The organism is Acidovorax sp. GW821-FHT09B03, assembly GCF_059418305.1.
The window spans coordinates 141,916-163,236 of sequence record NZ_JBWKPP010000006.1 but is presented as its reverse complement, the minus strand read 5'-3'; the positions used below and the strand labels follow the sequence as shown (position 1 = coordinate 163,236).

General features: G+C 69.1%; 22 protein-coding genes. 8 read left to right on the top strand and 14 right to left on the bottom strand.

Features of this window, described 5'->3' with window-relative positions:
* Nucleotides 1–89 precede the first annotated feature (89 nt).
* On the bottom strand, nt 90–1,055 hold the full coding sequence (locus AC07PA_RS13530; protein WP_007858094.1) for an ABC transporter substrate-binding protein: 966 nt from the start codon (nt 1,053–1,055) through the stop codon (nt 90–92).
* 78 nt (nt 1,056–1,133) lie between these two features.
* Nucleotides 1,134–2,588: an aldehyde dehydrogenase family protein gene (locus tag AC07PA_RS13525; RefSeq protein WP_494608123.1), complete on the bottom strand. Its 1,455-nt coding sequence runs from the start codon at nt 2,586–2,588 to the stop codon at nt 1,134–1,136.
* Nucleotides 2,589–2,706: 118 nt separating this feature from the next.
* Here AC07PA_RS13525 and AC07PA_RS13520 point away from each other — a divergent pair, with 118 nt between their 5' ends.
* On the top strand, nt 2,707–3,669 hold the full coding sequence (locus AC07PA_RS13520; protein WP_007858090.1) for a LysR family transcriptional regulator: 963 nt from the start codon (nt 2,707–2,709) through the stop codon (nt 3,667–3,669).
* Here the strand turns inward: AC07PA_RS13520 and AC07PA_RS13515 are convergent, their stop codons facing one another.
* The gene (locus AC07PA_RS13515; RefSeq protein ID WP_494608121.1) at nt 3,670–4,467 is read right to left on the bottom strand and encodes an SDR family NAD(P)-dependent oxidoreductase; all 798 of its coding nucleotides are present in this window, start codon (nt 4,465–4,467) and stop codon (nt 3,670–3,672) included.
* A gap of 131 nt (nt 4,468–4,598) precedes the next feature.
* Here AC07PA_RS13515 and AC07PA_RS13510 point away from each other — a divergent pair, with 131 nt between their 5' ends.
* Together AC07PA_RS13510 and AC07PA_RS13505 are read left to right on the top strand one after the other, a co-directional pair.
* Nucleotides 4,599–5,528, top strand: coding sequence for an SMP-30/gluconolactonase/LRE family protein (locus tag AC07PA_RS13510; protein ID WP_494608290.1), 930 nt, complete (start codon nt 4,599–4,601; stop codon nt 5,526–5,528).
* 22 nt (nt 5,529–5,550) lie between these two features.
* Nucleotides 5,551–6,495 (top strand): aldose 1-epimerase, encoded by a 945-nt coding sequence (locus tag AC07PA_RS13505; protein ID WP_035205436.1) that lies wholly within the window; start codon nt 5,551–5,553, stop codon nt 6,493–6,495.
* Nucleotides 6,496–6,513: 18 nt separating this feature from the next.
* Here AC07PA_RS13505 and AC07PA_RS13500 read toward each other — a convergent pair whose 3' ends face one another.
* The 7 genes from AC07PA_RS13500 to AC07PA_RS13470 all read right to left on the bottom strand — a co-directional run bounded on the left by AC07PA_RS13500 (nt 6,514) and on the right by AC07PA_RS13470 (nt 13,137).
* Nucleotides 6,514–7,179 (bottom strand): glutathione S-transferase family protein, encoded by a 666-nt coding sequence (locus AC07PA_RS13500; RefSeq protein WP_145698669.1) that lies wholly within the window; start codon nt 7,177–7,179, stop codon nt 6,514–6,516.
* A 107-nt stretch (nt 7,180–7,286) separates the two neighbouring features.
* The gene (locus tag AC07PA_RS13495) at nt 7,287–7,901 is read right to left on the bottom strand and encodes a hypothetical protein (RefSeq protein ID WP_007858083.1); all 615 of its coding nucleotides are present in this window, start codon (nt 7,899–7,901) and stop codon (nt 7,287–7,289) included.
* Nucleotides 7,902–8,064: 163 nt separating this feature from the next.
* Nucleotides 8,065–8,433 (bottom strand): response regulator, encoded by a 369-nt coding sequence (locus tag AC07PA_RS13490; protein WP_494608118.1) that lies wholly within the window; start codon nt 8,431–8,433, stop codon nt 8,065–8,067.
* A gap of 19 nt (nt 8,434–8,452) precedes the next feature.
* Nucleotides 8,453–10,072 (bottom strand): sensor domain-containing diguanylate cyclase, encoded by a 1,620-nt coding sequence (locus AC07PA_RS13485; protein WP_494608116.1) that lies wholly within the window; start codon nt 10,070–10,072, stop codon nt 8,453–8,455.
* Nucleotides 10,053–10,586 (bottom strand): putative pterin-binding protein, encoded by a 534-nt coding sequence (locus AC07PA_RS13480; protein ID WP_494608114.1) that lies wholly within the window; start codon nt 10,584–10,586, stop codon nt 10,053–10,055. Before AC07PA_RS13480 ends, AC07PA_RS13485 begins: the two co-directional genes overlap by 20 nt.
* Nucleotides 10,587–10,854: 268 nt before the next feature.
* Nucleotides 10,855–12,456, bottom strand: a complete 1,602-nt coding sequence (locus tag AC07PA_RS13475) for a rhodanese homology domain-containing protein (protein WP_494608112.1) — start codon at nt 12,454–12,456, stop codon at nt 10,855–10,857.
* Between the two features lie 33 nt (nt 12,457–12,489).
* Nucleotides 12,490–13,137: a cysteine dioxygenase family protein gene (locus AC07PA_RS13470; RefSeq protein WP_494608110.1), complete on the bottom strand. Its 648-nt coding sequence runs from the start codon at nt 13,135–13,137 to the stop codon at nt 12,490–12,492.
* Between the two features lie 155 nt (nt 13,138–13,292).
* Here AC07PA_RS13470 and AC07PA_RS13465 point away from each other — a divergent pair, with 155 nt between their 5' ends.
* The 4 genes from AC07PA_RS13465 to AC07PA_RS13450 are packed head-to-tail and all read left to right on the top strand — an operon-like array spanning nt 13,293 to nt 17,394.
* Entirely contained in the window at nt 13,293–14,321 is a 1,029-nt protein-coding gene (locus tag AC07PA_RS13465; protein ID WP_007857998.1) for an ABC transporter substrate-binding protein, read from the top strand.
* Nucleotides 14,322–14,328: 7 nt separating this feature from the next.
* Entirely contained in the window at nt 14,329–15,414 is a 1,086-nt protein-coding gene (locus AC07PA_RS13460; protein ID WP_494608108.1) for an ABC transporter permease, read from the top strand.
* Nucleotides 15,408–16,208, top strand: a complete 801-nt coding sequence (locus AC07PA_RS13455; RefSeq protein ID WP_494608106.1) for an ABC transporter ATP-binding protein — start codon at nt 15,408–15,410, stop codon at nt 16,206–16,208. The genes AC07PA_RS13460 and AC07PA_RS13455 overlap by 7 nt, the downstream gene beginning before the upstream one ends.
* Before the next feature lie 10 nt (nt 16,209–16,218).
* On the top strand, nt 16,219–17,394 hold the full coding sequence (locus AC07PA_RS13450; RefSeq protein WP_494608105.1) for a c-type cytochrome: 1,176 nt from the start codon (nt 16,219–16,221) through the stop codon (nt 17,392–17,394).
* Nucleotides 17,395–17,421: 27 nt separating this feature from the next.
* Here the strand turns inward: AC07PA_RS13450 and AC07PA_RS13445 are convergent, their stop codons facing one another.
* From AC07PA_RS13445 to AC07PA_RS13430, 4 genes are all read right to left on the bottom strand, one after another.
* Nucleotides 17,422–17,766 carry a hypothetical protein gene (locus AC07PA_RS13445; RefSeq protein ID WP_007857989.1) on the bottom strand — a complete coding sequence of 115 codons (345 nt, stop codon included), beginning with the start codon at nt 17,764–17,766 and terminating at the stop codon, nt 17,422–17,424.
* A 6-nt stretch (nt 17,767–17,772) separates the two neighbouring features.
* Nucleotides 17,773–17,937 carry a hypothetical protein gene (locus AC07PA_RS13440; protein WP_494608103.1) on the bottom strand — a complete coding sequence of 55 codons (165 nt, stop codon included), beginning with the start codon at nt 17,935–17,937 and terminating at the stop codon, nt 17,773–17,775.
* 112 nt (nt 17,938–18,049) lie between these two features.
* Nucleotides 18,050–19,246 carry an amidohydrolase gene (locus AC07PA_RS13435; protein WP_494608101.1) on the bottom strand — a complete coding sequence of 399 codons (1,197 nt, stop codon included), beginning with the start codon at nt 19,244–19,246 and terminating at the stop codon, nt 18,050–18,052.
* A gap of 8 nt (nt 19,247–19,254) precedes the next feature.
* Complete coding sequence (locus AC07PA_RS13430) at nt 19,255–20,244, bottom strand: Bug family tripartite tricarboxylate transporter substrate binding protein (protein ID WP_494608099.1); 990 nt, start codon at nt 20,242–20,244, stop codon at nt 19,255–19,257.
* Between the two features lie 94 nt (nt 20,245–20,338).
* Between AC07PA_RS13430 and AC07PA_RS13425 the strand changes: the two genes are divergently transcribed.
* Nucleotides 20,339–21,304, top strand: a complete 966-nt coding sequence (locus tag AC07PA_RS13425) for a LysR substrate-binding domain-containing protein (RefSeq protein ID WP_494608097.1) — start codon at nt 20,339–20,341, stop codon at nt 21,302–21,304.
* Nucleotides 21,305–21,321: the final 17 nt, after the last annotated feature.

The following is a 21,321-nucleotide window of genomic DNA, read 5'->3' as shown; positions in this document are numbered from 1 at the left end:
GGTTTTGTTCCCGGCCCCAGCAAAGCCTGCGATGGCCCGGGCCGGCCTCCCGCCATGCTGCCGGCTTGGCGCCGGCAGCAGCGGCATCATCAGTACTTGCGTTTCGGGAACTCGGCGGCAGCCACTTCCATCGGGAAGATGCCTTCCTCGGTCACGATGCGCTTTTGCACCGCCTTGCCGGCCTTGATGTCCTTCACGGCGGTCATCAGCTGCGGGCCCAGCAGGGGGCTGCATTCCACACTCACGTTCAGCTTGCCGGCGATCATGGCCTCGAAGGCGCCCTTGACCGCGTCGATGGAGATGATGGTGATGTCCTTGGCGGGCTTGAGGCCGGCCTCCTCGATGGCCTGGATCGCGCCGATGGCCATGTCGTCGTTGTGCGCGTAGAGCACGTTGATCTTCTTGCCCTCGGCCTTGAGGAAGGCTTCCATCACCTCCTTGCCCTTGGCGCGGGTGAAGTCACCGGTCTGCGAGCGCAGGATCTTGAACTTGGGGTCGGCCTTGACAATTTCCTCGAAGCCCTTCTTGCGGTCGATGGCCGGGGCCGAGCCCACGGTGCCCTGCAGCTCGACGATGTTGACGTCGCCCTTCTGGTCCTTCATCTTGTCGACCAGCCAGCGGCCGGCCTTGCGGCCTTCTTCCACGAAGTCCGAGCCCATGAAGGTCACGTACAGCGACTGGTCCTTGACGTTGACCGAGCGGTCGGTCAGCACCACGGGGATCTTGGCGGCCTTGGCTTCGCGCAGCACGTTCTCCCAGCCCGACTCGACCACGGGCGAGAAGGCGATCACGTCCACCTTCTGCGCGATGAAAGAGCGGATGGCCTTGATCTGGTTCTCCTGCTTTTGCTGGGCGTCGGAGAACTTGAGCTCGATCCCCGCCTCCTTGGCGGCGGACTTGATCGACTCGGTGTTGGCGGTGCGCCACTCGCTTTCGGCACCCACCTGGCTGAAGCCCAGCACGATGGGTTTCTGGGCCCAGGCGGCGCCCGGGAGCAGCCCGGCCACGGGGGCGCAGGCAAGGGCGGATACGAGGGTCCGGCGGTTCAGTTTCATCATTTGTCTCCTGTCTGTCTGTTGTTGACGCTGTTGTGGAAGAAAGAAATGCACTGCGGGGAAAGGGAAGCGGGCGTTTCAGGCCAGCATGTAGCCGGTCTTGACCGTGGTGTAGAACTCGGCGGCGTAGCGGCCCTGCTCGCGCGGGCCGTGGCTCGAATCCTTGCGCCCGCCGAAGGGCACGTGGAAGTCCACCCCCGCCGTGGGCAGGTTGACCATGGTCATGCCGACCACGGCATTGCGCTTGAAATGCATGGCGTGCTTGAGCGAAGTGGTGCAGATGCCTGCGCACAGGCCATAGGGCGTGTCGTTGGCCAGGGCCAGCGCATGCTCGTAGTCGTCGGCGCGCAGCACGCAGGCCACGGGGCCGAAGATCTCCTCGCGGGCGATGCGGTGCTCGGGCCGGGCCAGGAGCAGGGCGGGGGCCATGTAGTGGCCGGGCGTGGCGCGTTCCAGGCGCTCGCCGCCCCAGACATGCTGGGCACCCTCGCTCCGGGCGATCTCCACATAAGAGAGGTTCTGCTCCAGCTGGCCGGCATCGGCCACCGGGCCCATCTCGGTGCCGCGTTCGAGCGCGTGGCCCACCTTCAGGGCCACGAGCCGCTGGCGCAGCCGGTCCACGAAGGCATCGTGCACGCCCGATTCCACGATCAACCGGCTCGAAGCCGTGCAGCGCTGGCCGGTGGAGAAGTACGAGCCCTGCAGCGCGCAGTCGATGGCCTGGTCCATGTCGGCGTCGGCCAGCACCACCAGCGGGTTCTTGCCGCCCATCTCCAGCTGCACCTTGGCGCGGCGCGCGGTGGCCGACTTGAGGATGCGCTCTCCGGTATCGACCGATCCCGTAAAGCTGATCGCATTCACCAGCGGGTGGTCCACCAGGGTCTGCCCGACCTCGCGGCCACTGCCCATGAGCAGGTTGAACACGCCGGCCGGCAGGCCGCAGCGGCTGATGATCTCGGCCAGGGCCCAGCCGCAGGCGGCCACCAGTTCGGCCGGCTTGAACACCACCGTGTTGCCATAGGCCAGGGCGGGGGCGATCTTCCAGGCCGGGATGGCAAACGGGAAGTTCCAGGGCGCGACGATGCCCACCACGCCCACGGGCTCGCGGGTCACGTCCACCTGCACGCCCTGGCGCACCGAGGCCATGAGCTCGCCCGGGATGCGCAGCGCCTCGCCGGCAAAGAACTTGAAGATCTGGCCGGCGCGGGCCACCTCGGCCACGGCCTCGGGCAGGGTCTTGCCTTCCTCGCGGGCCAGCAGCGTGCCCAGGGCATCCTTGCGCGCCAGCAGCTCGCTGCCGATCAGGTCGAGCACGTCGGCGCGGCGCTGGGGGCTGCTCTGGCTCCAGTGGGGCAGGGCGTCGGCGGCGGCGCGGATGGCGCGCTCGGTCTGGTTGCGGTCGGCCCGGGCGTACTCGGCCACCACTTCACGGGTGTCGGAGGGATTGGTGCTCACGCCGGTGGTGGTGCCGATCTCCCAGCGCCCATTGATGAGGTGCCGGGGGGTGAGCTGCTGTGTGTCGCCGAGTTTCATGGGGACCTGGGAAAGAACCTTGGTGCAGATGTGCGGCAAAGTCTAAGATCGATTTAGATATCAATCTAATAGTTTTTTTGACAAAATACATATACGTCCACGCATTCTGGAAAACCCCATGAGCACCTACAACCACTGGTTCATCCGCGCACGCCTGAAGACGCGCCAGCTGCTGCTGCTGGTGGCCCTGGCCGAGGAGGGCAACATCCACCGTGCGGCCCAGGTGCTCAGCATGACCCAGCCGGCGGCGTCCAAGCTGCTCAAGGACCTGGAGGACGTGCTGGAGGTCTCGCTGTTCGAGCGCCTGCCGCGCGGCATGCGCCCCACCTGGTACGGCGAGACCATGATCCGCCATGCGCGCATGGCGCTGGCCAGCCTGAACCAGGCGCATGTGGAGCTGGCGGCCCTCAAGACCGGCCATTTCGGCCAGGTGGGCATCGGCGCCATCACATCGCCGGGCCTGAGCCTGCTGCCGGCCGCCGTGGCCCTGGTCAAGCAGGAGCACCCGAGCCTGCGCATCTCGCTCGATATCGAGACCAGCCCGGTGCTGATGGACCGGCTCGAGCAGGGCAAGCTCGACATCCTGGTGGGCCGGCTTTTCGAGGAGCACGACAAGGCCAACCTGCGCTACGAGCCGCTGAGCGAGGAGCTGGTCTGCGCGGTGACCCGGCCGGGCCACCCGCTGTCGGGCATGGCGGGCCTGGCCCTTCGCGATGTGCTGGCTGCCGGCTGGATCGTGCCGCCCGCGGGCAGCGTGCTGCGGCACCGCTTCGACCTGATGTTCCAGCAGGAGGGCCTGGCGCCGCCGGTCAACGTGGTGGAGACCGCGGCCCTGCTGTTCATGACGCGCATGCTGCAGCAGAGCGACATGATCGCCGTGGTCGGCGCCGATGTGGCGCACTACTACGCATCGCACGGCATGGTGTCGGTGCTGCCGCTGGCCATGCCCTGCCACATGGACGCCTTCGGCATCATCACCCGCACCGACCGCCTGCTCTCGCCCGCCGCCAAGGTGATGATGAAGGCCCTCAAGCAGACCAGCCTGGTGCAGTACGGGCGCCGGCTGGAAGCCGGGGATTGATCAAACCCAGCCGGCGTCGACCTTGAATTCCTGCGCGGTGCACATGGCGGCATCGTCCGACGCCAGGAACAGCACCATGCGCGCGATGTCGTGCGGGCGCAGCTTGTCGGGCAGGCACTGGTTGCGCGCCAGCTCCTTCTCTCCCTCAGCGTCGAGCCAGAGCTTGATCTGGCGCTCGGTCATCACCCAGCCGGGCGACACGGTGTTGATGCGGATGCGGTCTTGACCAAGCGTGCGCGCCAGTCCCCGCGTGAGCCCGTTCACCGACGACTTGGCAATGGCATAGCAGGGGTAGCCTGCGCCCTTGCCCTGCCAGCCCGTGGAGCCCAGGTTGACCACCGAGCCCGCGCCCAGGCGGCGCATGCCGGGCACCACGGCCTGGATGGCGAAGAAGGCCGGGCGCTCGTTGATGGCCATGCGCTCGTCGTAGTAGTCGGGCGTCACGGATTCCAGCGTATGGCGGTCGTCGCTGGCCACGTTGTTCACCAGTACCGAGAAATCGCCCAACGCTGCCGCTGCACGGGCAATGGAGTCTTGCAGCGCGGCGATGTCGCGCACGTCGCACGCCTGCCACCAGGGGCGCAGGTGGCCTGCGTCGGCGATCTGCTGCGCCAGGGCTTCGCTGGCTTCGCGCGCCACGTCCACGAAGGCCACGCGCGCACCCTGTTCGGCGAACGCCGCGACGATGGCCGCGCCGATGCCGCTGCCCCCGCCCGTGACGAAGACCGATCGGCCTTGCAGGCTGGGAAATTGGGCGAGCGTGGCGGGCTGGGAGGGGGTATGGATATCAGTTGTCATTGCAATTTGTATATCGAAAAATTCCAAAAATAATCATTCCATGCATCAATTGACGTTGATAAGATGCCCGGCGTCAAGAGGCAGGCAGGTAAACAACAAACAGGAGACACGCTTTGAGCAACCAGAGTCCCATGGCAGCGTCCGCTGCGTCGCGATTTCCCGTCCCCAGCCCCACGGGGCCCCTGCGCTGCGTGGTCGAAGCCGATGCGCAGCTGGGAGAGGGGCTTGTATGGTCCGTGCGTGAGCAGGTGGTGTATTGGCTGGACATCCTGGGCTGCCGCCTGTACCGGCTGGACCCGGCCACGGGCGTGCAGACGCAGTGGAGCTTCGACGAAGAGATCTCGGCCCTGGCCGAGCGCCGGGACGCGCCCGGCCTGATCATCACTCTGCGGCGCGGCTTCGCGCTGTTCGACCCCGCCACCGACAACGCCCCGCGCTACCTGCACCAGCCCGTGGCCGAGTTGCCGGGCAACCGCTTCAACGATGGCAAGTGCGATGCCGAGGGCCGCTTCTGGGGCGGCAGCATGGACTTCGACTGCCAGCTGCCCACCGGCGCGCTCTACCGCTACGACCCCGATGGCCGCTGCACGCGCCACGACGAGGGCTTCGTGGTGACCAACGGGCCCACCTGGGCCCTGGCGGAGGGCCGCCAGTGCCTGTACTTCAACGATACGCTCAGTTCTATCACCTGGCGCTACGACTTCGATGCGGCCGCAGGCACCGTTTCCCACAAGCAGATGTGGAAACGCTTCAGTGCCGAGGACGGCCTGCCCGACGGCATGACCACCGACGCCCTGGGCCGCCTCTGGATCGCCCACTGGGGCGGCCACTGCGTGACCTGCCACGACCCCGAGACGGCCGAGGGACTGGGCCGCGTGGTGCTGCCCGCAAGCCAGGTCACCACCTGCGCCTTTGGCGGCGCGGACCTGCGCACGCTGTTCATCACCACCGCGCGGGTCGGCCTCACGCCCGAGCAGCTCGCTGCACAGCCGCTGGCCGGCAGCGTGTTTGCCATCGAGATCGACAGCCCCGGCGTGCCGGCCCATCTGTTCGCCGGCTGACCTCCTTCACGAAAGCATGCGCATGAGCGATTCCACCACCCACCCCATTACCTGGCTGAGCCATGCGGGCCAGCACCTGGGGCTGGTCCCCTCCCTGGGCGGCAGCGTGGCTGCCTGGCAGATCGACGCCCCCGGGCAGCCTGGCGGCCGGATCGACCTCTGGCGCCCCTGGGACGGGGCCACGCCCGACCTGTACCAGCTTGCGTCGTTTGCCATGGTGCCCTGGTCCAACCGCATCAGCGGCGGGGGCTTCACCCACGCCGGAAAGTTCCATCCCATGCAGCCCAACCGGGCAGGGGAGCCCTATCCCATCCACGGTGATGGCTGGCTGCAGCCCTGGACCCTGTCGCAGCCCGCGCCGGACACGCTGCAGATGCACCTGCGCTCCGAATGCTTCCAGGGCAACCCCTACGACTACGAATCGGTGCAGACCTTTCGCCTGGTGGAGGGGGGGCTGGACCAGCATGTGCTGGTGCGCCACCGCGGCGCCGAGCCGCTGCCCTATGGCATCGGCGTGCACCCCTGGTTTCCGCGCACGCCGGGCACGCGCATCAGCGCGCCGGTGCAGGCCGTGTGGCTGTGCGGCGATGACCCGTTGCCCACGCAGCACTCCCCGCAGTTTCCCGAAGGCTGGAACCTGAATGCCGGCATCTCCGCGCAGGGCGACCTGATCGACAACGGCTACACCGGCTGGGGCGGCGCGGCACGCATCGACTGGCCCGAGCGCGGCCTCCGGCTGACCGCCCACATGCCGGACTTTGCGCAGGACGGCGGCGTCACGCAGCACTTCTGCCTGGTCTACCGCCCCCCGCAGGGCCCGGCCTTCTGCTTCGAGCCCATCACCCAGCCCATCGATGCCTTCCACCTGCCGGGGCAGCCTGGCCTGCGCGTGCTGGAGCAGGGGGAGTCCTTTGCGCTGAACGTGCAATGGCGCCATGGCGCGCTGCCTGCCAGCGGCACGCCCTGAGAGGAGAGGCCTGGCCGTTCAGGCCTTGCTAGCGGGCTCTGCAGCGGCGGATTGCTGCTGCTGTGCCGCCAATTCGGCGTCGAGTGCCTGGGCACGCTGGACCGCCTCGCGCGCCTGGAACCTTGCCAGGTAGGCGGACAGCGCAGGCGTGATCGGAAACAGCTTGAACGACGATATCCAGCCCAGCGCGCTGCCCCACAGCACATCGGCCGCCGTGAACCGGTCCCCGAGCCACCAGGGGTTGGCCTGCTCGATCTGCGCATTGAGCGTGCGCAGCACGCTCTCGTAGTCGCCATAGGGCGAGGTGGACTGCGAGCCGCTGTCGCGCTGCATGGCCTTGTCCACCACGGCAGGCTCGAAGCACGAGCCGTAGAACACCATCCAGCGCAGGTAGGCGCCGCGCAGCGGATCGCCCACGGCGGGGGAGAGGCCGCGCTCGGGGTACAGCTCGGCCAGGTACATGTAGACCGCCGCCTGCTCGGTGACCAGCGTCTCGCCGTGGAGCAGTGCCGGTACCTTGCCCATGGGGTTGATGGCCAGGTAGTCGGCCTCGCGCTGCTGCTTGGCCCTGAGGTTGAGCACATGCATCTCGTGCTCGGCCCCCAGTTCCTCGATGAGGATGCGGGCCCCGACGGAGCGGCTTTGCGGGGCGTGGAAGAAGGTCAGGTGGCGGTTGGAAGGCATCATGGGCTGGTCTCCTGTGCGCGTGCAATGCGCAGCCGCCTTTATAGGCCCATTTCGTGGCAGCCCTGCACGCGCCGACAGGTCGGCGCAGGCTTTCGGCTGGCCGGTCAGTCCGCCTCTGCCGGGCGGCCCAGCAGCCGGTCCACCGCAGAGCGCAGGGCCAGCAAGGAGGTGGTGTTGAGCACGAACACCACGAAGCCCTCGATCTGGCTGCTGAGCAGTTCGAAGCGGATGTGCAGGAACACCACCAGGTGGTTCTGGATGCGCGTGCCCAGGATGGTGCGGCTGTCGCCCACATCGACGCGGGGCGGGCTGAGCTCGAACTCGTTGCCCAGCAGGTCGGCCAGTGTGGCCAGGCAGGCGCTGAGCATCACATTGCCCAGCTCGGTCATCGCGTCCTGCTCGATGCTGCTCAGGTCCTCGCCGCTCAGGCTCTGGCCGGCGACGATGCGCACGATGTCGAGGCTCTTGTCACCCGGGAAGATCAGCAGCGCATCGCCGTTGAACACCCCCCTGAAAGGCTGGCGCACGCCGTACATGGGGCTGCCGGCTGCGCCCAGCTGCTGGGCCGCCTCGCTCACCGTGAAAATGCTCACATGCGGCACCGAGAGCAGCACCTCGTCGCGCATGAGCTGGCCCATGGCCGCCGCGGCCTTGCCGACGCCAATGTTGAAGATTTCGCTGAGCGCATCGATTTGCTCCGCATCAAGCTTGGCAGTCATATCAGTTCTCCGCAGCGCTGCGCGTCACCTGCGACGCATGAAACTGGCGCGCCCAAGGCCAGTGCCCCCGCGCAAGGGCCGCCCCGCCGCGCTGGGGGCGTCCCCCTCCCAGATTGCGAAGCAATAGGAGAGGGGGAAGGCGCAAAGCGACTCAGGGGGTGCTTCATTCCTTTTCTCCTGCCAGTGCGGCGAGCTTTCTCGCTGCATCGGCCGTGATGGGTTTCGCGATGAAGGCCAGGCCGGCTTCCTCGATGCGTTCCTGCACGGCCCCCTGGACGTTGGCCGTGACGATCGCGATGGGCAGCTGGGGCCGGGTCTTGCGCAGCAGCAGGGCCGCCTCCAGGCCATTCATCCCGTGCATGTTGAAGTCCATGGACACGATGTCCACGGCATGCTGCTCCACCATGGCCAGGGCTTCTTCGCCACTGCCGGCGTGCAGGATGGTCCATTGGGGGTAGGCCTGCAGGACGAGGCCCTGCAGGATGAGCCGGGACATGCGGCTGTCGTCGACGATCAGGAGTTGCAGGCTCATGGTGTTGGCTGTGCGTGGGTCATTGGGAGTGCGCGGCAGCGCTTTCGTAGGCGAGCACCTTGTTGCGGCCGGAGGCCTTGGCGCGGTACAGCGCCTGGTCTGCCCAGGCGAGGATGGTGTCGATCCCGGCGTCCCGGTGCGTCATCTCGGCCATGCCGATGGACACGGTGATCTTCAGTGGCTCGCTGGCGATGGACAGGATCTGCAGCTTGGCGATGGCATCGCGGATGCGTTCGGCCACGGACCAGGCGCTCTCGGTGGACGAATGGGGCAGCAGCGCGGCAAACTCCTCGCCGCCCAGCCGCCCGAGGATGTCGGCCTCGCGCAGCACGTTCGCAATCGAGGTGGCGCAGGCGCGCAGCGAGTCGTCGCCGGTCTGGTGCCCATACCGGTCGTTGATGCGCTTGAAGTGATCGATGTCGATCATCAGCACGGTGCAGGGCTTGGCATGGCGGCGGCAGTGGTCGAGCAAGGCGGTGCCGCGCTCCAGGAAGGCCCGCCGGTTGAGCATGCCGGTCAGCGAGTCGCGGGTGGCCAGCTCGCGCAGCTGCGACTCCAGTTGCTTGTGCGTGCTGATGTCGAAGCACCACAGCAGGTGGGCCAGCTTGCCATCGACCTCGATGAGGCGTGCGGACAGGGAGCTCCAGCGGGGATTCTTAGCGCCGATCAGCGCTTCCATGCCATCCACCTGGCCGTACCGGTCCAGCGCCGCCATCAATTGCTGGCTGGCGCCCGGTTCGTGCAGCAGCTGCGGCAGGAACAGCTTGATGGGCGGAAATTGCAGGCCCAGGCGTTCCACCATCTGGCTGTTGATGAAGTGCACGAAGCCGCTTTCGACGTCCACCAGCACCACATCGCTCGGGCTGGAATCGAGGATGAAGCTCAGCAGCGCGCGGTTCTCCTCGATCTCGCGCGTGCGGCTGGCCACGCGCACCTCCAGCTGGCGGTTGGCCTGTGCCAACTGCTGGGACAGGGCCTGGGCCGATCGGGCTTCGTGCAGCAGCTTGCGGATCAGGAGGGCCGTGCCGACCAGCAGGCCGCCGAGCACGGCGCTGAGCAGCATGAACTGGCTGTGCAGGTCCTGGCGAATGCGGTCGGACTCCTGCGTGGAAAACAGGTGCACCGCCACGACCGCCTTGCGGATGCGCTGCAGCAGTTCGTCGGCATGCAGGGTGATGTCGCCGGCCACGTCGCCACGCACGGGCGGCGCTGATGCGAAGCGGGCCGACCACCGGTCGACATGCCTGCCCAGGTCTTCCAGGTCGAGCACGGTCTGGGGGAGCTCCTGCCGCAGGCGGGTGCCCAGGCGCGGGCTGGTTTCCCACAGGTCGAGCGTGCTGAACAGGACCTCCAGGCGCTCCTGCAGCTCCGCCTCGGGCGCTTCCTGGGCCTTGACCTTGCGGGCCAGCAGGGCCACCCGCGCCAGTTCGCTGTGGACGCTGGACACATGCCACAGGTCGCTTTGCTGAAAGGGTTGCGCCAGTGAGCGCACCTGGTGGAGCGTCCACCACAGGGCGACGGACGTGGCCAGCACCATGGCCGCCACCAGGGCCAACAGCCAGTAGGTTCCATTGCGGTGGGGTGGCAGGCGGCAGGCCTGGGGCGCAGGCGGCCGCAGCTTATCGGACGGAGAGGACATTGACCTGCCAGATGGTGCGGTTGACGTAGTCCTGCTTTTGCAAGCGGGGGTGCCGGTCAAAGGGGTAGATCAGGATCAGCGGCCCCTTGTCGCGGATGCCGATCGGCTGCTGGTCGCGCCGGTAGGCCAGGATGGGGTCGTACTCGACCAGATCGCTCCAGGGGATGCGAACGGAGTAGTCGTTCAGGGCCGTCAGTTCGATCTGGTGCTGTTCGTTGCCTCCCAGCTGTTCCACCAGCTGGCGCAAGGACACGCCGCGCCACCGGGACTTGCCCGGCATGCCCAGCGCTTGCGGCAGGGTGGTAGCGATTTCGCGTGGCGAAAGCCGCTCCAGCGCCTGCATGTCGCAGGCCAGCGCAGGCTGGGTTGCGATGTGCACATGCAGCACCGTCCGCTCGCCCGATGCTGGGCACACCGGGTTGGCATGGGAGGGCAAGGGCAGCCACAGACTGGGCAGGGCAACAAACAGTGCGAGGGCTGCGCCGGGCAGCCCCGCCGGGGATCTGGGCATCATGAAGGGGTCTCGCTGGCTCGCTTCTGCAATGCGGTTGCAAGCGCAGACGCCGCGACTATGCCGGGATGCCTCGCCAAATGGGCCAGTTTGCGCGCCGTTGTGGGGGCAATGGCCCCGTTTTGACAATTGTTGACGGCTCGGACTGCCGTGGCGCGGCCTGGAAGGCCGCAGCGCTGGGGGGGGCGGGGCTGCGGACTGCCTCAGGCTCGGGCGCGCTCTTTCATGCGCCTGCGGGCACGGCCTTGCAGGCTGCCCGCGCAGTGGCGCTTCAGATGACCCGAAAGCCGTGCGTGCCGTCGCGCCCGAGCTGCTCCACCAGCCCGAACTCCCAGTCCAGGTAGGCCTGCATGGCCGCGCGCGGGCTCTCCGTGCCCTCGTAGGGGCGGCGGTAGCGGTCGGTGCGGGGCGAGGCCAGCCGCGTCTCGCCATGCTCCAGCGGCAGGTTGGCCGCGATCCAGGCCTGGGTGCCGCCTTCGAGCACCAGCACCTCGGCGCCCGTGAGTCGGGCCAGGTCCTGCGCGGCATAGCGGGCCAGCAGGCTGCTGCCGCAGGTGAGCACATAGCGCTCGGCGCGCGGGATGGCGGCCACGGCCTGCGCCAGCTGCGCGCGGATCACGAACCAGGCGCCGGGGATGTGGCGCTGTGTGTAGTTGGCGCTGCTGGTCAGGTCCAGCACGGCGGTGTGGCCGGGGGCTTCGTCCTGGAGCCAGGCGGCCAGTTGCGCGGGCGTGGTCCAGGCGATGGGGCCCTTCGGCTCGGGCACGGTGTTGGCCACGGCACCGGTCTCGGTGAAGGCGGAGGCCTGCACGCCATCGAGCACCCACGCCTCCCAGCCCATCTGGGCCAGCCACGAGGCGCTCATGTTGGCGCGCACGCCGTCGTCGTCCACCAGCACCAGGCGCGCACCGCGCACGGCGGCCGTGTGGTCGGTCTCCTGCACCAGCTGCCCGCCGGGCGTGTTGCGAAAGCCGGGCAGGTGGCCGGCCGCGAACTCCTCGGGCGTGCGCACGTCCAGCAGGTAGGTGGTGCGCCCGGCCTCGGCCGCAAAGCGGGCCAGGTCGCCGGCCTGGGCGCGCTGCACGCGGGCGCGGTCGGCCACGTTGCGCGCCTGCCCGGGGGCCTGGCTGCGGTCGATGTGCACGGCGGGGTCGAAGCGGCGGCTGGCACCGCGCTCCAGCGTCTGCCCGGCCAGCAGCCAGCCGATGGTGCCGTTGCGCAGCGCGGCCACGGGGTTGGGGATGCCCGCGTTGACCAGCGACTGCGTGCCGATGATGCTGCGCGTGCGCCCCGCGCAGTTGACGATGATCTGCGTGGCCGGGTTGGGCGCCAGCGCCTGGGCGCGCAGCACCAGCTCGGCACCGGGCACGCTCACGCCCGTCGGGATGTTCATGGTGTGGTACTCGTCGTAGCGGCGTGCGTCGAGCACCACCACGTCGGCCTTGGCGTCGATCAGGGCCTGCACTTCCTCGGCCGCCAGCGAGGGCGTATGGCGCTCGGCCTCCACCAGCTCGCCGAAGGACTTGCTGGGCACGTTCACGTCGATGAACAGCTCGCCCCCGGCATCGCGCCAGCCCTGCAGGCCGCGCGCCAGCAGGGTCACGCGGGTGTAGCCCAGCTGCTGCAGCGTGCGTGCCGCAGGCTCGGCCAGGCCCTCGCCATCGTCGTAGACCACGATGAAGGTGTCGCGCCGGGGAATGCGCGTGAAAGCGTCCAGTTCGATCTTGCCGGCGGGCAGGTTGGCGGCGAACAGCGGGTGGCCCTGGGCATAGGGGTCTTCCTCGCGCACGTCGAGCAGGGCGATTTCCTCACGGGCCAGCAGGGCCTCGCGGACCTGGAGAACGGAAGTCTGGGGAATGGCGGGAGCGGTCATTGTCGGGATCGTACGGGTCTTGGGAAAAATGGGTCAGGCCGAGGGAGCCGGGTTCTTCGAGAGGTCCCAGATGTTGGGCAGGGTGCTGTTGCTGTAGCCGGAGATGAAAGGTTTGCGCGTGCCGTCTTCGAGGTACACGCTGCGCTGCACGGCGCCGATGTTGGCACCGTAGACGTGGATGCTGATGGAGGTCTGGCCATCCACCGCGTTGCTCACGCGGTGCACGTCGCCGATGGTGGGCGACACGGCCTCCACCTGGCCCGGCTGCAGCCGGTGCGGCGCGCCATCGGGCGCCCAGCGGCCGTCCGCCGTACGGGCATAGGCCTGCGAATCCTCGGCGCCGCGCAGCATGCCGATCAGGCCCCACACCGTGTGGTCGTGGATGGGCGTGGCCTGGCCCGGGCCCCAGACAAAGCTCACCACCGAGAAGCGGCCCAGCGCATCGGCATGCAGCAGGAACTGCTGGTAGCGCTCGGGGTTGGGCTGTGCGTAGGCTGTGGGCAGCCAGTCGTCATGGGCCACCAGGGCGCCGAGCAGCGCGCTACCGCGTTCGAGCAGTGCGGGCTCGGGCGGGGCGCTTTCCACCAAAGCGGCCAGCTGCTGCACGAAGTGGCGCAGGCGGGCGACATCGGGGGAGGTCGGGGCGGTTTTTTCCATGGCGGTGGGGGCGAGGGCATGCATGCCCTGCATTGCACCAGTGTTGGGCGTCGGGGTGTGCGGAATCTTTTGCATATGCATCTCCGTTTTTCTTCGTTCTCATTTTGCTGCCCAGCCTTTGCAATGCGGCAGGTGCGGTGCTTGCCACCGTTGTCTTCATTACACATGGGGAGCAGGGCATGAACAACAAGGGCCAGATTCTGGGTGGGGGAGAAGCGCGTTGGTCGCGCCGGCAGTTGCTGCGTGCAACGGGTGCGGCCACGGTGGTGGGTGCTTCGGGCGTGGTCGGCAGCCAGGTGCTGGCCGCCGGCAAGCTGCGCGAGGTGAAGCTGGCGTGGAACGCCAATGCCATCTGCCTGTCGGCCGCGCCGGTGGCGATCGAGCGCGGCATTTTTGAAAAGCACGGCCTCAAGGTCGAGCTGGTCAACTTCGCAGGCTCCACCGACCAGTTGCTGGAGACCATCGCCACCTCCAAGGCCGATGCCGGCCTGGGCATGGTGCACCGCTGGATCAAGCCGCTGGAGTCGGGCTTCGACGTGAAGCTCGTGGGCAGCTCGCACGGCGGCTGCTCGCGCCTGGTGGGCTACGAGGCGGCGGGCGTGACCAGCCTGCAAAAGCTCAAAGGCAAGACCATCGCGGTGTCGGACCTCAACAGCCCGGGCAAGAACTTCTTCTCGGTGCTGCTGACCAAGGCTGGCCTGAACCCCGAGAAGGACATCACCTGGCGCCAGTTCCCCGGCGACATGCTGGGCCTGGCGGTGGAAAAGGGCGAGGCCCAGGCCATTGCCGACGGCGACCCCAACCTGCTGTTGATACAGCGGCGCACCAAGGGCCTGGTGGACCTGGCCTCCAACCTCTCGGGCGAGTACGCGGCCAAGACCTGCTGCGTGCTGGGCGTGAGCGGCGCCCTGGTGCGCAATGACAAGGGCACGGCGGCGGCGCTCACGCGCGCCATCATCGAGGCCTCGGACTTCGTGGCCGACAACCCCAACGAGACGGCACGCATCTTCAGCCCCTATTCCAAGGTGCCGCAGGAGGACCTGCGTGCCGTGCTGGGCACGCTCACGCACCGCAGCCACCCCGTGGGAACGGCCCTGCGCCAGGAGATCGAGTTCTACGCGCGCGACTTCAAGCTGGTGGGGGTGCTCAAGCCCTCCACCGACCCCGCGCGCTTTGCCGCGCATGTGCACGCCGACGTCCTGGCCTGATCCCGCCATGAGCACCGTTGCCGACCACATAATGCCAGCGCCCGCCTCCGTGGCCGAGCTGCCCCGGACACCCCGTGCAGCGGCGCCCATAGCCGCTGCGGCAGCGCCCGCCAGCTTCGGCGCGGCCCAGCCCGTTCCCGCCATCTGGTGGACGGGCCTGGTGGCTGCAGCCGCCTGGGCGGCCCTGGGCCTGCTCACCTACCTGTGGCCCAACAAGCCCGCAGGTTTCAGCGAATGGGAGTTCACCCAGGAATTTGCCCTGGGGGCTGGTGCCGTGGCCCTGGCACTGGTGGCGCTGGCTCTGGCACCTGCGGCCTTCGGGGCCGTGGGCCGGCGTGCGCGCCGCGCGGGCCCCTGGCTGGTGGCCATCGCCGTCGGCCTCGCGGTCTGGGAGGTGTTCACCGCCAAGCTCGGCACCCTGCCGCCGCCGTTCTTTGCCCCGCCGCAAAGCCTGGTGGAGGTAGTTGTGACCGACTGGGCGCGCCTGCTCGAGAGCGCCGGCGCATCGGTCCGCCTGCTCGCCCTGGGCATTGCCATCGGCGCGGCGGCGGGCTTCACCACGGGCGTGCTGATCGGCTGGTCGCGCCAGGCCAGCTACTGGATCCACCCGGTGCTGCGCATCCTGGGCCCCGTGCCGACCACGGCGCTGCTGCCGGTGAGCTTCTATTTCTTCCCGTCGAGCTGGTCCACGGCGATCTTCTTGATCGCGCTGGGCACAGCCTTCCCGGTGGCCATCCTCACCTGGTCGGGCGTGGCGGGCGTGCACAAGAATTACTACGACGTGGCGCGCACCATGGGTGCGTCGCCTTGGTTCCTGGTGCTGCGCGTGGCCATACCGGCCGCGCTGCCGCAGGTCTTCGTGGGCCTGTTCATGGGCCTGGGCGCAGCATTCTCCACCCTGGTGGTGGCCGAGATGCTGGGCGTGAAGGCGGGCCTGGGCTGGTACCTGACCTGGGCCCAGGGCTGGGCGGCGTACCCCAATATGTATGCCGCGCTGATAGTCATGGCGCTGCTGTTCTCCGGCGTCATCACTTTGCTGTTCGTGCTGCGCGACCGGGTGCTGTCCTGGCAGAAGGGGGTGGTGAAATGGTGAGTGCCGTTGCTTCGGAGTCGACCGCTGCCGCCAAGGTCACCGGCGCACGCATCGACGTGCGCAATGTAAGCCACTGGTTCGACCTGCCCGCCGGCCCGCTGCACGTGATCGACGAGCTCGACCTGTCGATCGCTCCTGGTGAATTCGTGGCCCTGCTCGGGCCCAGCGGCTGCGGCAAGAGCACCTTGCTGCGCCTGGTGGCGGGGCTGGAGCCCGCGACCACGGGCGAGCTGCTGCAGGACGGCAGGCCCATCACCGAGCCCGATCCCTCGCGCATCGTGGTCTTCCAGGACCCGACGCTGTTCCCCTGGCGCACCGTATGGGACAACGTGGCCCTGGGCCTGCAGGCGCGCGGCATTTTGCGCGCCCAGCGCCACCGGGTGGACCAGGCGCTGCGCCTGGTCGGCCTGCAGGACTTTGCCAAGGCCTTCCCGCACCAGCTGTCGGGCGGCATGGCGCAGCGCGTGGCGCTGGCGCGGGCTTTGGTCAACGATCCGAGCCTCCTGGTGCTGGACGAACCGCTGGGCAAGCTCGACTCGCTCACGCGCCTGTCCATGCAGACCGAGCTCGTGGACCTGTGGCAGCGCACGGGCTTCTCGGCCCTGCTGGTCACGCACGATGTGGAAGAGGCGCTGTTCATGGCGCAGCGCGTGGTGGTGTTCTCTGACCGGCCGGCGCGCATCCAGCAGGTGCTGGTGAACGATTTGCCTTACCCACGCCACCGCGGCGACCCGCGCCTGGCCGAGCTGCGCCGCGAGGCCCTGGCACTGCTGGGCCTGGATGCCAGCTGGTAGCGGGAGCGCCTTGTCCCCTGAGTTGCTGAACGGCCTGCTCGAAGGCCTGCATGCCGCGCAGCAGGGGCTGCGGGCCCTGCTGCATGCCCTGGGCCTGGCGCCCGAGGTCCATGGCCAGCCCGGCTGGCCCCTCGCGCATCGCATTGCGGCCGAGATGCTGGTTGTGGATGCCGGCCATGCGCGGCGCGTTCTCGGGTCGCTGGCCTGCGCCGTCGGGGCGCTGGTACTGCTGGCCGTGGCGCTGGCCTGGCGCCGTGCCCGGTGGCCGCTGGCGGCCCTGGCCATCACCGTGCTGGTGCTGGCCCCCTGGCCCCAGGTCCATCTGCTGCTGGCGCCGGCCGTGGCGACCAGCCTGCACCAGTCGCCCACCGGCTTTGCTGCCGCAGGCATCGTGCGCGGCCAGGCCGCCTACCAGCAGCATTGCGTACGATGCCATGGCGCCGACGGCCGGGGCGAGGGCCCGGACGCGCCGCGGTTGGTGCAGTGGCCACCCAACCTGAACGGGGCCTTGCTCTGGAAGCGGCTCGAGGGCGAGCTGTTCTGGCGCGTGCGCGAGGGGATGCACAACCGCGCCGGTGTGCCCACCATGCCCGGCGCGGGCAGCGCATTGAGCGACGTGCAGATCTGGGAGGTGCTGGACTACCTGCAGGCCCATGCGGCCGGGCAGATGCTGCGCGAATCGGGCACCTGGGACCGCCCCGTGCGCCTGCCGGCCATGGCCGTGCAATGCCGCCAGGGGCGCGCGCGGCAGAGCAGCGGGCTGGTGGGGCAGCGCGTGCGCGTGGTCGTTGCCGGGCCCGGCGTGCAACCCGTGGCCGACGACCCTCGCCTGGTGACCCTGGTGGCAGGCACGCTGCCAGCAGGCTCCGATCCCGAATGCCGGCCGCAGGCAGACATGCATGACGTGGAGCAGGCGCTGGCGCTGGTCCTTGGCATACCGGCCGCCGAACTGCCGGGCTACCAGCTGATCGTGGACCGCGCCGGCTGGCTGCGTGCCCGCGGCCAGCCGGGCAAGGCGGCCTGGTCCGAGGATGACCTGGTCTGCCGCTCCACCACGGTGCCCAGGGCGCCCCCCGATGGACCGGTGGAGACCACTGCCGCCGCACAGGGCGACGGGCTGGAGGCGCTGATCCGCCGCATGGACGCAGAGCCGGTGCGGCTCACGCGCGGCGGCTTTCCGCACTGAATCGGATGGGGGCGGGCTGGCGCGCCCCTACTTGCGGTTCTTGCGGTACACGTCGCCCACCGAGTTGGTCAGCGACGCCTTGTCGGGCGCCACGCGCATGGTCATCGGCCGCTCCTTGCCACCCGCGATGCAGGTGAGCAGCAGCACGCCGGCACCCGGCTGGTAGCGGCAGTTGGCATAGGTCTTCTGGCTGTCGCGCAGCACCACCGTGCCCTGAGCGTCAAAGTCCATGAAGTCATCGGTGAAGCCAGGCTTCTTGCGGTCTTCGGCCAGTTGCCAGGTGCCGGCCAGCCAGCCGGTGCCCTCCTGCGCCAGGGCGCTGCCAGCGAGTGCCAGCAGGGCGATGCCCGCCAAAGTGTGTCGAATGCCCATGGCCGCTTACTCCTTGCGTCCCAGCGCGAAGTAGATGCCGCCCAGCACCAGGATGATGAGCGGCATGCCGATGGCCACGAAGCCCTGCGCCTGGACGTGGCGCAGGTTGGCCAGCAGCCAGAGCCCGCCGACGGCCATGCCGGCGATTCCGGCCTGGGTCTTGCAGTTCATGGCGTCCCCCTTGGGCTTGGGCCGTGCCGGCGGCTGGCAGCTTCCCCTGTGGTGCAGTGCATGGAATTTCCCTCTCTTGGTGGTCTTTCCATGCATTGTGCCGGGGCCGTGCTCAAGACTCCAGTGCGTTCAGCGTGAAGGGCGCCGCCGCGAACATGCGCACGCCATGCTCCAGCGCGTCCTCGTCGAAGTCGAACAGCGGGTGGTGGTGCGGGTGGCAGATGTGCTTGGCCGCGCTGCGTGCGCCGATCAGCGCGTAGGCGCCCGGCGCATGCTCGGTGAAGGCGCTGAAGTCCTCGCTGTTGGGCAGCGGGTTCATGGTGTGCAGGGGCACGTCGGGCAGGGCCTCGCGCACCGCGGCGCGCAGGGCGGCGGCGGTGGCCGGGTCGTTGACCACCGGGCGGTAGCCATGCACGTACTCCAGCTCCACCGTGGCGCCATGCGCCTGGGCCACGCCGCGGGCGATGCGTTCGATGGCCTGGGGAACGCGCGCGCGCACCTCGGGCGAATAGCAGCGCACCGAGCCCGACAGCTCCGCGCTGTCCGGGATCACGTTGAAGGCCGAGCCCGCCTGGAACTTGGTGACCGAGAGGATCAGCGCCTCGTGCGCATCGGTGTTGCGCGCCACCACGGCCTGCAGGTTGGCGACGATCTGCGCGCCGATCCAGATCGGGTCGATGCACTTGTCCGGGTTGGCCGCATGGCCGCCCTTGCCCTGCACGCGCAGCACGAAGCGGTCGGAGCTGGCGAGCGTGGGGCCGTCGAGCACCACGATGCGGCCCGTGTCCACGGTGGACATCACGTGGGCCGAGATGATGCGGTCCACGCCCTGCATCACGCCGGCGTCCACCATCTGCTGCGCGCCGCCGGGGTGCTGCTCCTCGGCGTGCTGGAAGAAGAAGCGCACCTCGCCCGGAAGCTGCTGGCGCAGCCCGGCCAGCAGGCGCGCCGCGCCCAGCAGCATCGAGGCATGGCCATCGTGCCCGCAGGCGTGCATGGCGCCGGGCCGGGCCGAGGCGTAGTCGCAGGTCTTCTGGTCGTGGATGGGCAGGGCGTCGATGTCGGCGCGGATCGCCAGCACCTTGCCGGGCAGGGCGCCGCGCAGCGTGGCGACCAGGCTGGTCGGGGTGGGACGGTGGATGGCCAGGCCGTCGATCTGGCGCAGCTCGCGTTCCAGGAAGTCGGCCGTGTCGATCTCCTGGAACGACAGCTCGGCATGGCGGTGCATGTGGCGGCGCCAGGCCACGACCTGGGGGTGCTGGGCGCGGGCCTGCCCGGTGATGGTGGCTATCAGTTGCGGGGTGGACATGGTGCGGTTCACTCCATCTCGATCTTGCGGGCCTGCACCACCTTGCGCACGCGCTCCAGACTGGTGCCGATGAGCGCGCCGAACTGCTCGGGCGTGCCAGCGATGGACTCGGCCCCCAGCTCCTTGAGGCGCGCCTGCAGCGCCGGGTCCTTGAGCGCATCGGCCGCGGCGGCGTTCAGTCTGGCCACGATGGCAGGGGGCGTCTTGGCGGGCGCCACCAGGCCGAACCAGGTGATTGCGATCTCGTTGAGGTCCGCATGGCCCAGCTCCTTGAAGGTGGGCACATGGGGCAGGGCCGCCAGGCGCTTGTCGGCTGCCACCACGAACGGCACCAGCTTGCCGGCCTTGATGTAGGGCGCGGACGAGGGGTACTGGTCGCTCAGCAGCTGGGTCTCGCCGCCCAGCGCGCCCGTGATCACCGGGCCCATTCCCTTGTAGGGCACGTGGCGTACCTGGATCTTGAGCTCGTCGTTCATGGCCTCGATGATCAGGTGGCCGATAGAGCCCGTGCCCGGCGAGCCCGCGTTGAGCTGGTCGGGCTTGCTGCGCGCCAGCGCCACCACGGCGGGCAGCGTGTCCACCTTGAGGCTGGGGTGCACCGAGAACACCGAAGGGATGGAGGCCAGCGCGGTGATCGGCGCAAAGTCCTTGAGCGGGTCGGTGCGCGAGGCCTTGAGCAGCACCGGGTTCACCGCCAGGGTGCTCACCGTGCCCACGCCGATGGTGTAGCCATCGGGCGCCGAGCGCGCCACGGCTTCGGCGCCGATGGCGCCGCCTGCCCCAGCGCGGTTGTCCACCACCACCGACTGGCCCAGCGACTTCTGCATGCGGTCTGCCACCAGGCGCGCCACGATGTCGGTGGAGCCGCCAGGGGCAAAGGGCACGATCAGCTTCACGGGCTTGTCGGGGTAGGCCTGGGCCCAGGCGGAAAGCGGCAGGGCGGTGGCGCACAGGCTGGCCAGCAGCACGGCGCGGCGGGTGGAGATCAGGTGGGTCATGGTCACAAAGGCTTGCCAGGGAGGATGGGCCGATTGTGCTGGCTGGATATTGGTGTGACCAATAAAATTTAGCGGTTATCTATTGGAAATGCTTATGGCAACCACGGCGCAGCCTGCAACCGACCCCGGTGTATTGTTCAACCGCCTGCTGGCGCGCGGGCGCCTGCGGCACCTGCAGCTGATTGCCGCCCTGGCCGATGCCGGCAGCGTGCAGCGCGCGGCGGCCGCCGTGGGCATGAGCCAGCCGGCCGCCACCCAGGCCCTGGCGGACCTGGAGGAACTGCTGGAGGCGCCTTTGTTCGAGCGGCACAACCGCGGCGTGCGGACCACGCGCTTTGGACAGGCCGTGGTGCCCGTGGCGCGCAATGTGCTGCAGGCGCTGCGCGCCTCCACCGAAACGCTGTCGGCCCTGCAGGCGGGGGCCCAGGCCTTTTTGCGCCTGGGCTGCATCCCGGCGGCGGCATCGGGCCTGCTCGCCAGGGCGCTGCCGGCACTGCTGCAGGCGCAGCCGGGGCTGCAGGTGGAGCTGATCGAGGAGAACATGGTGCACCTGCTGCCCGAGATGGCCGCCGGCCGGCTCGACGCCGTGGTCTGCCGCCGCCCGCAGGATGTGCCGGCACCCTGGCAGTTCGAGTTGCTGCAGAGCGATGCACCCGCAGTGGTGGCCGCGCCCGGACACCCCCTGGCGGGCCTGCGCAGCGTGGCGCTGGGCCGGCTGGTGGGCCTGCCCTGGGTGCTGCCGCCGCGGGGCATGGGCGTGCGCGACTACTACGACCGGCTGTGGGCCGGCCATGCGCAGCAGCCCGTGCTCTACCCCATGGCCACCACGGCCCTGCCCGTGGTGCTGGAGGCCCTGCGCAGCACCGGCGCCGTGAGCCTCATTCCGCAAAGCATTGCCCAGGCGCTGGTGGACACGGGCGTGGCCGTGGTGCTGGCCGTGAAGCTGCCCCAGGCGCTGGAATCCTCGCTGCAGGGGCTGGGCCTGCTGACGACGGGCTTGGCCGACGGGCCGGCCCTGGCGGCGCTGCGCACGCGGCTGCGCGCGGCATCGGGCCCCTGACCCCCGTTGGCCGGCGC

Excerpts from the sequence above, each read along its gene's own strand:
- AC07PA_RS13530 (WP_007858094.1), bottom strand. The coding sequence starts at position 1,055 with ATGAAACTGAACCGCCGGACCCTCGTATCCGCCCTTGCCTGCGCCCCC.
- AC07PA_RS13525 (WP_494608123.1), bottom strand. The coding sequence starts at position 2,588 with ATGAAACTCGGCGACACACAGCAGCTCACCCCCCGGCACCTCATCAAT.
- AC07PA_RS13520 (WP_007858090.1), top strand. The coding sequence starts at position 2,707 with ATGAGCACCTACAACCACTGGTTCATCCGCGCACGCCTGAAGACGCGC.
- AC07PA_RS13515 (WP_494608121.1), bottom strand. The coding sequence starts at position 4,467 with ATGACAACTGATATCCATACCCCCTCCCAGCCCGCCACGCTCGCCCAA.
- AC07PA_RS13510 (WP_494608290.1), top strand. The coding sequence starts at position 4,599 with ATGGCAGCGTCCGCTGCGTCGCGATTTCCCGTCCCCAGCCCCACGGGG.
- AC07PA_RS13505 (WP_035205436.1), top strand. The coding sequence starts at position 5,551 with ATGAGCGATTCCACCACCCACCCCATTACCTGGCTGAGCCATGCGGGC.
- AC07PA_RS13500 (WP_145698669.1), bottom strand. The coding sequence starts at position 7,179 with ATGCCTTCCAACCGCCACCTGACCTTCTTCCACGCCCCGCAAAGCCGC.
- AC07PA_RS13495 (WP_007858083.1), bottom strand. The coding sequence starts at position 7,901 with ATGACTGCCAAGCTTGATGCGGAGCAAATCGATGCGCTCAGCGAAATC.
- AC07PA_RS13490 (WP_494608118.1), bottom strand. The coding sequence starts at position 8,433 with ATGAGCCTGCAACTCCTGATCGTCGACGACAGCCGCATGTCCCGGCTC.
- AC07PA_RS13485 (WP_494608116.1), bottom strand. The coding sequence starts at position 10,072 with ATGTCCTCTCCGTCCGATAAGCTGCGGCCGCCTGCGCCCCAGGCCTGC.
- AC07PA_RS13480 (WP_494608114.1), bottom strand. The coding sequence starts at position 10,586 with ATGATGCCCAGATCCCCGGCGGGGCTGCCCGGCGCAGCCCTCGCACTG.
- AC07PA_RS13475 (WP_494608112.1), bottom strand. The coding sequence starts at position 12,456 with ATGACCGCTCCCGCCATTCCCCAGACTTCCGTTCTCCAGGTCCGCGAG.
- AC07PA_RS13470 (WP_494608110.1), bottom strand. The coding sequence starts at position 13,137 with ATGCATGCCCTCGCCCCCACCGCCATGGAAAAAACCGCCCCGACCTCC.
- AC07PA_RS13465 (WP_007857998.1), top strand. The coding sequence starts at position 13,293 with ATGAACAACAAGGGCCAGATTCTGGGTGGGGGAGAAGCGCGTTGGTCG.
- AC07PA_RS13460 (WP_494608108.1), top strand. The coding sequence starts at position 14,329 with ATGAGCACCGTTGCCGACCACATAATGCCAGCGCCCGCCTCCGTGGCC.
- AC07PA_RS13455 (WP_494608106.1), top strand. The coding sequence starts at position 15,408 with ATGGTGAGTGCCGTTGCTTCGGAGTCGACCGCTGCCGCCAAGGTCACC.
- AC07PA_RS13445 (WP_007857989.1), bottom strand. The coding sequence starts at position 17,766 with ATGGGCATTCGACACACTTTGGCGGGCATCGCCCTGCTGGCACTCGCT.
- AC07PA_RS13440 (WP_494608103.1), bottom strand. The coding sequence starts at position 17,937 with ATGAACTGCAAGACCCAGGCCGGAATCGCCGGCATGGCCGTCGGCGGG.
- AC07PA_RS13435 (WP_494608101.1), bottom strand. The coding sequence starts at position 19,246 with ATGTCCACCCCGCAACTGATAGCCACCATCACCGGGCAGGCCCGCGCC.
- AC07PA_RS13430 (WP_494608099.1), bottom strand. The coding sequence starts at position 20,244 with ATGACCCACCTGATCTCCACCCGCCGCGCCGTGCTGCTGGCCAGCCTG.
- AC07PA_RS13425 (WP_494608097.1), top strand. The coding sequence starts at position 20,339 with ATGGCAACCACGGCGCAGCCTGCAACCGACCCCGGTGTATTGTTCAAC.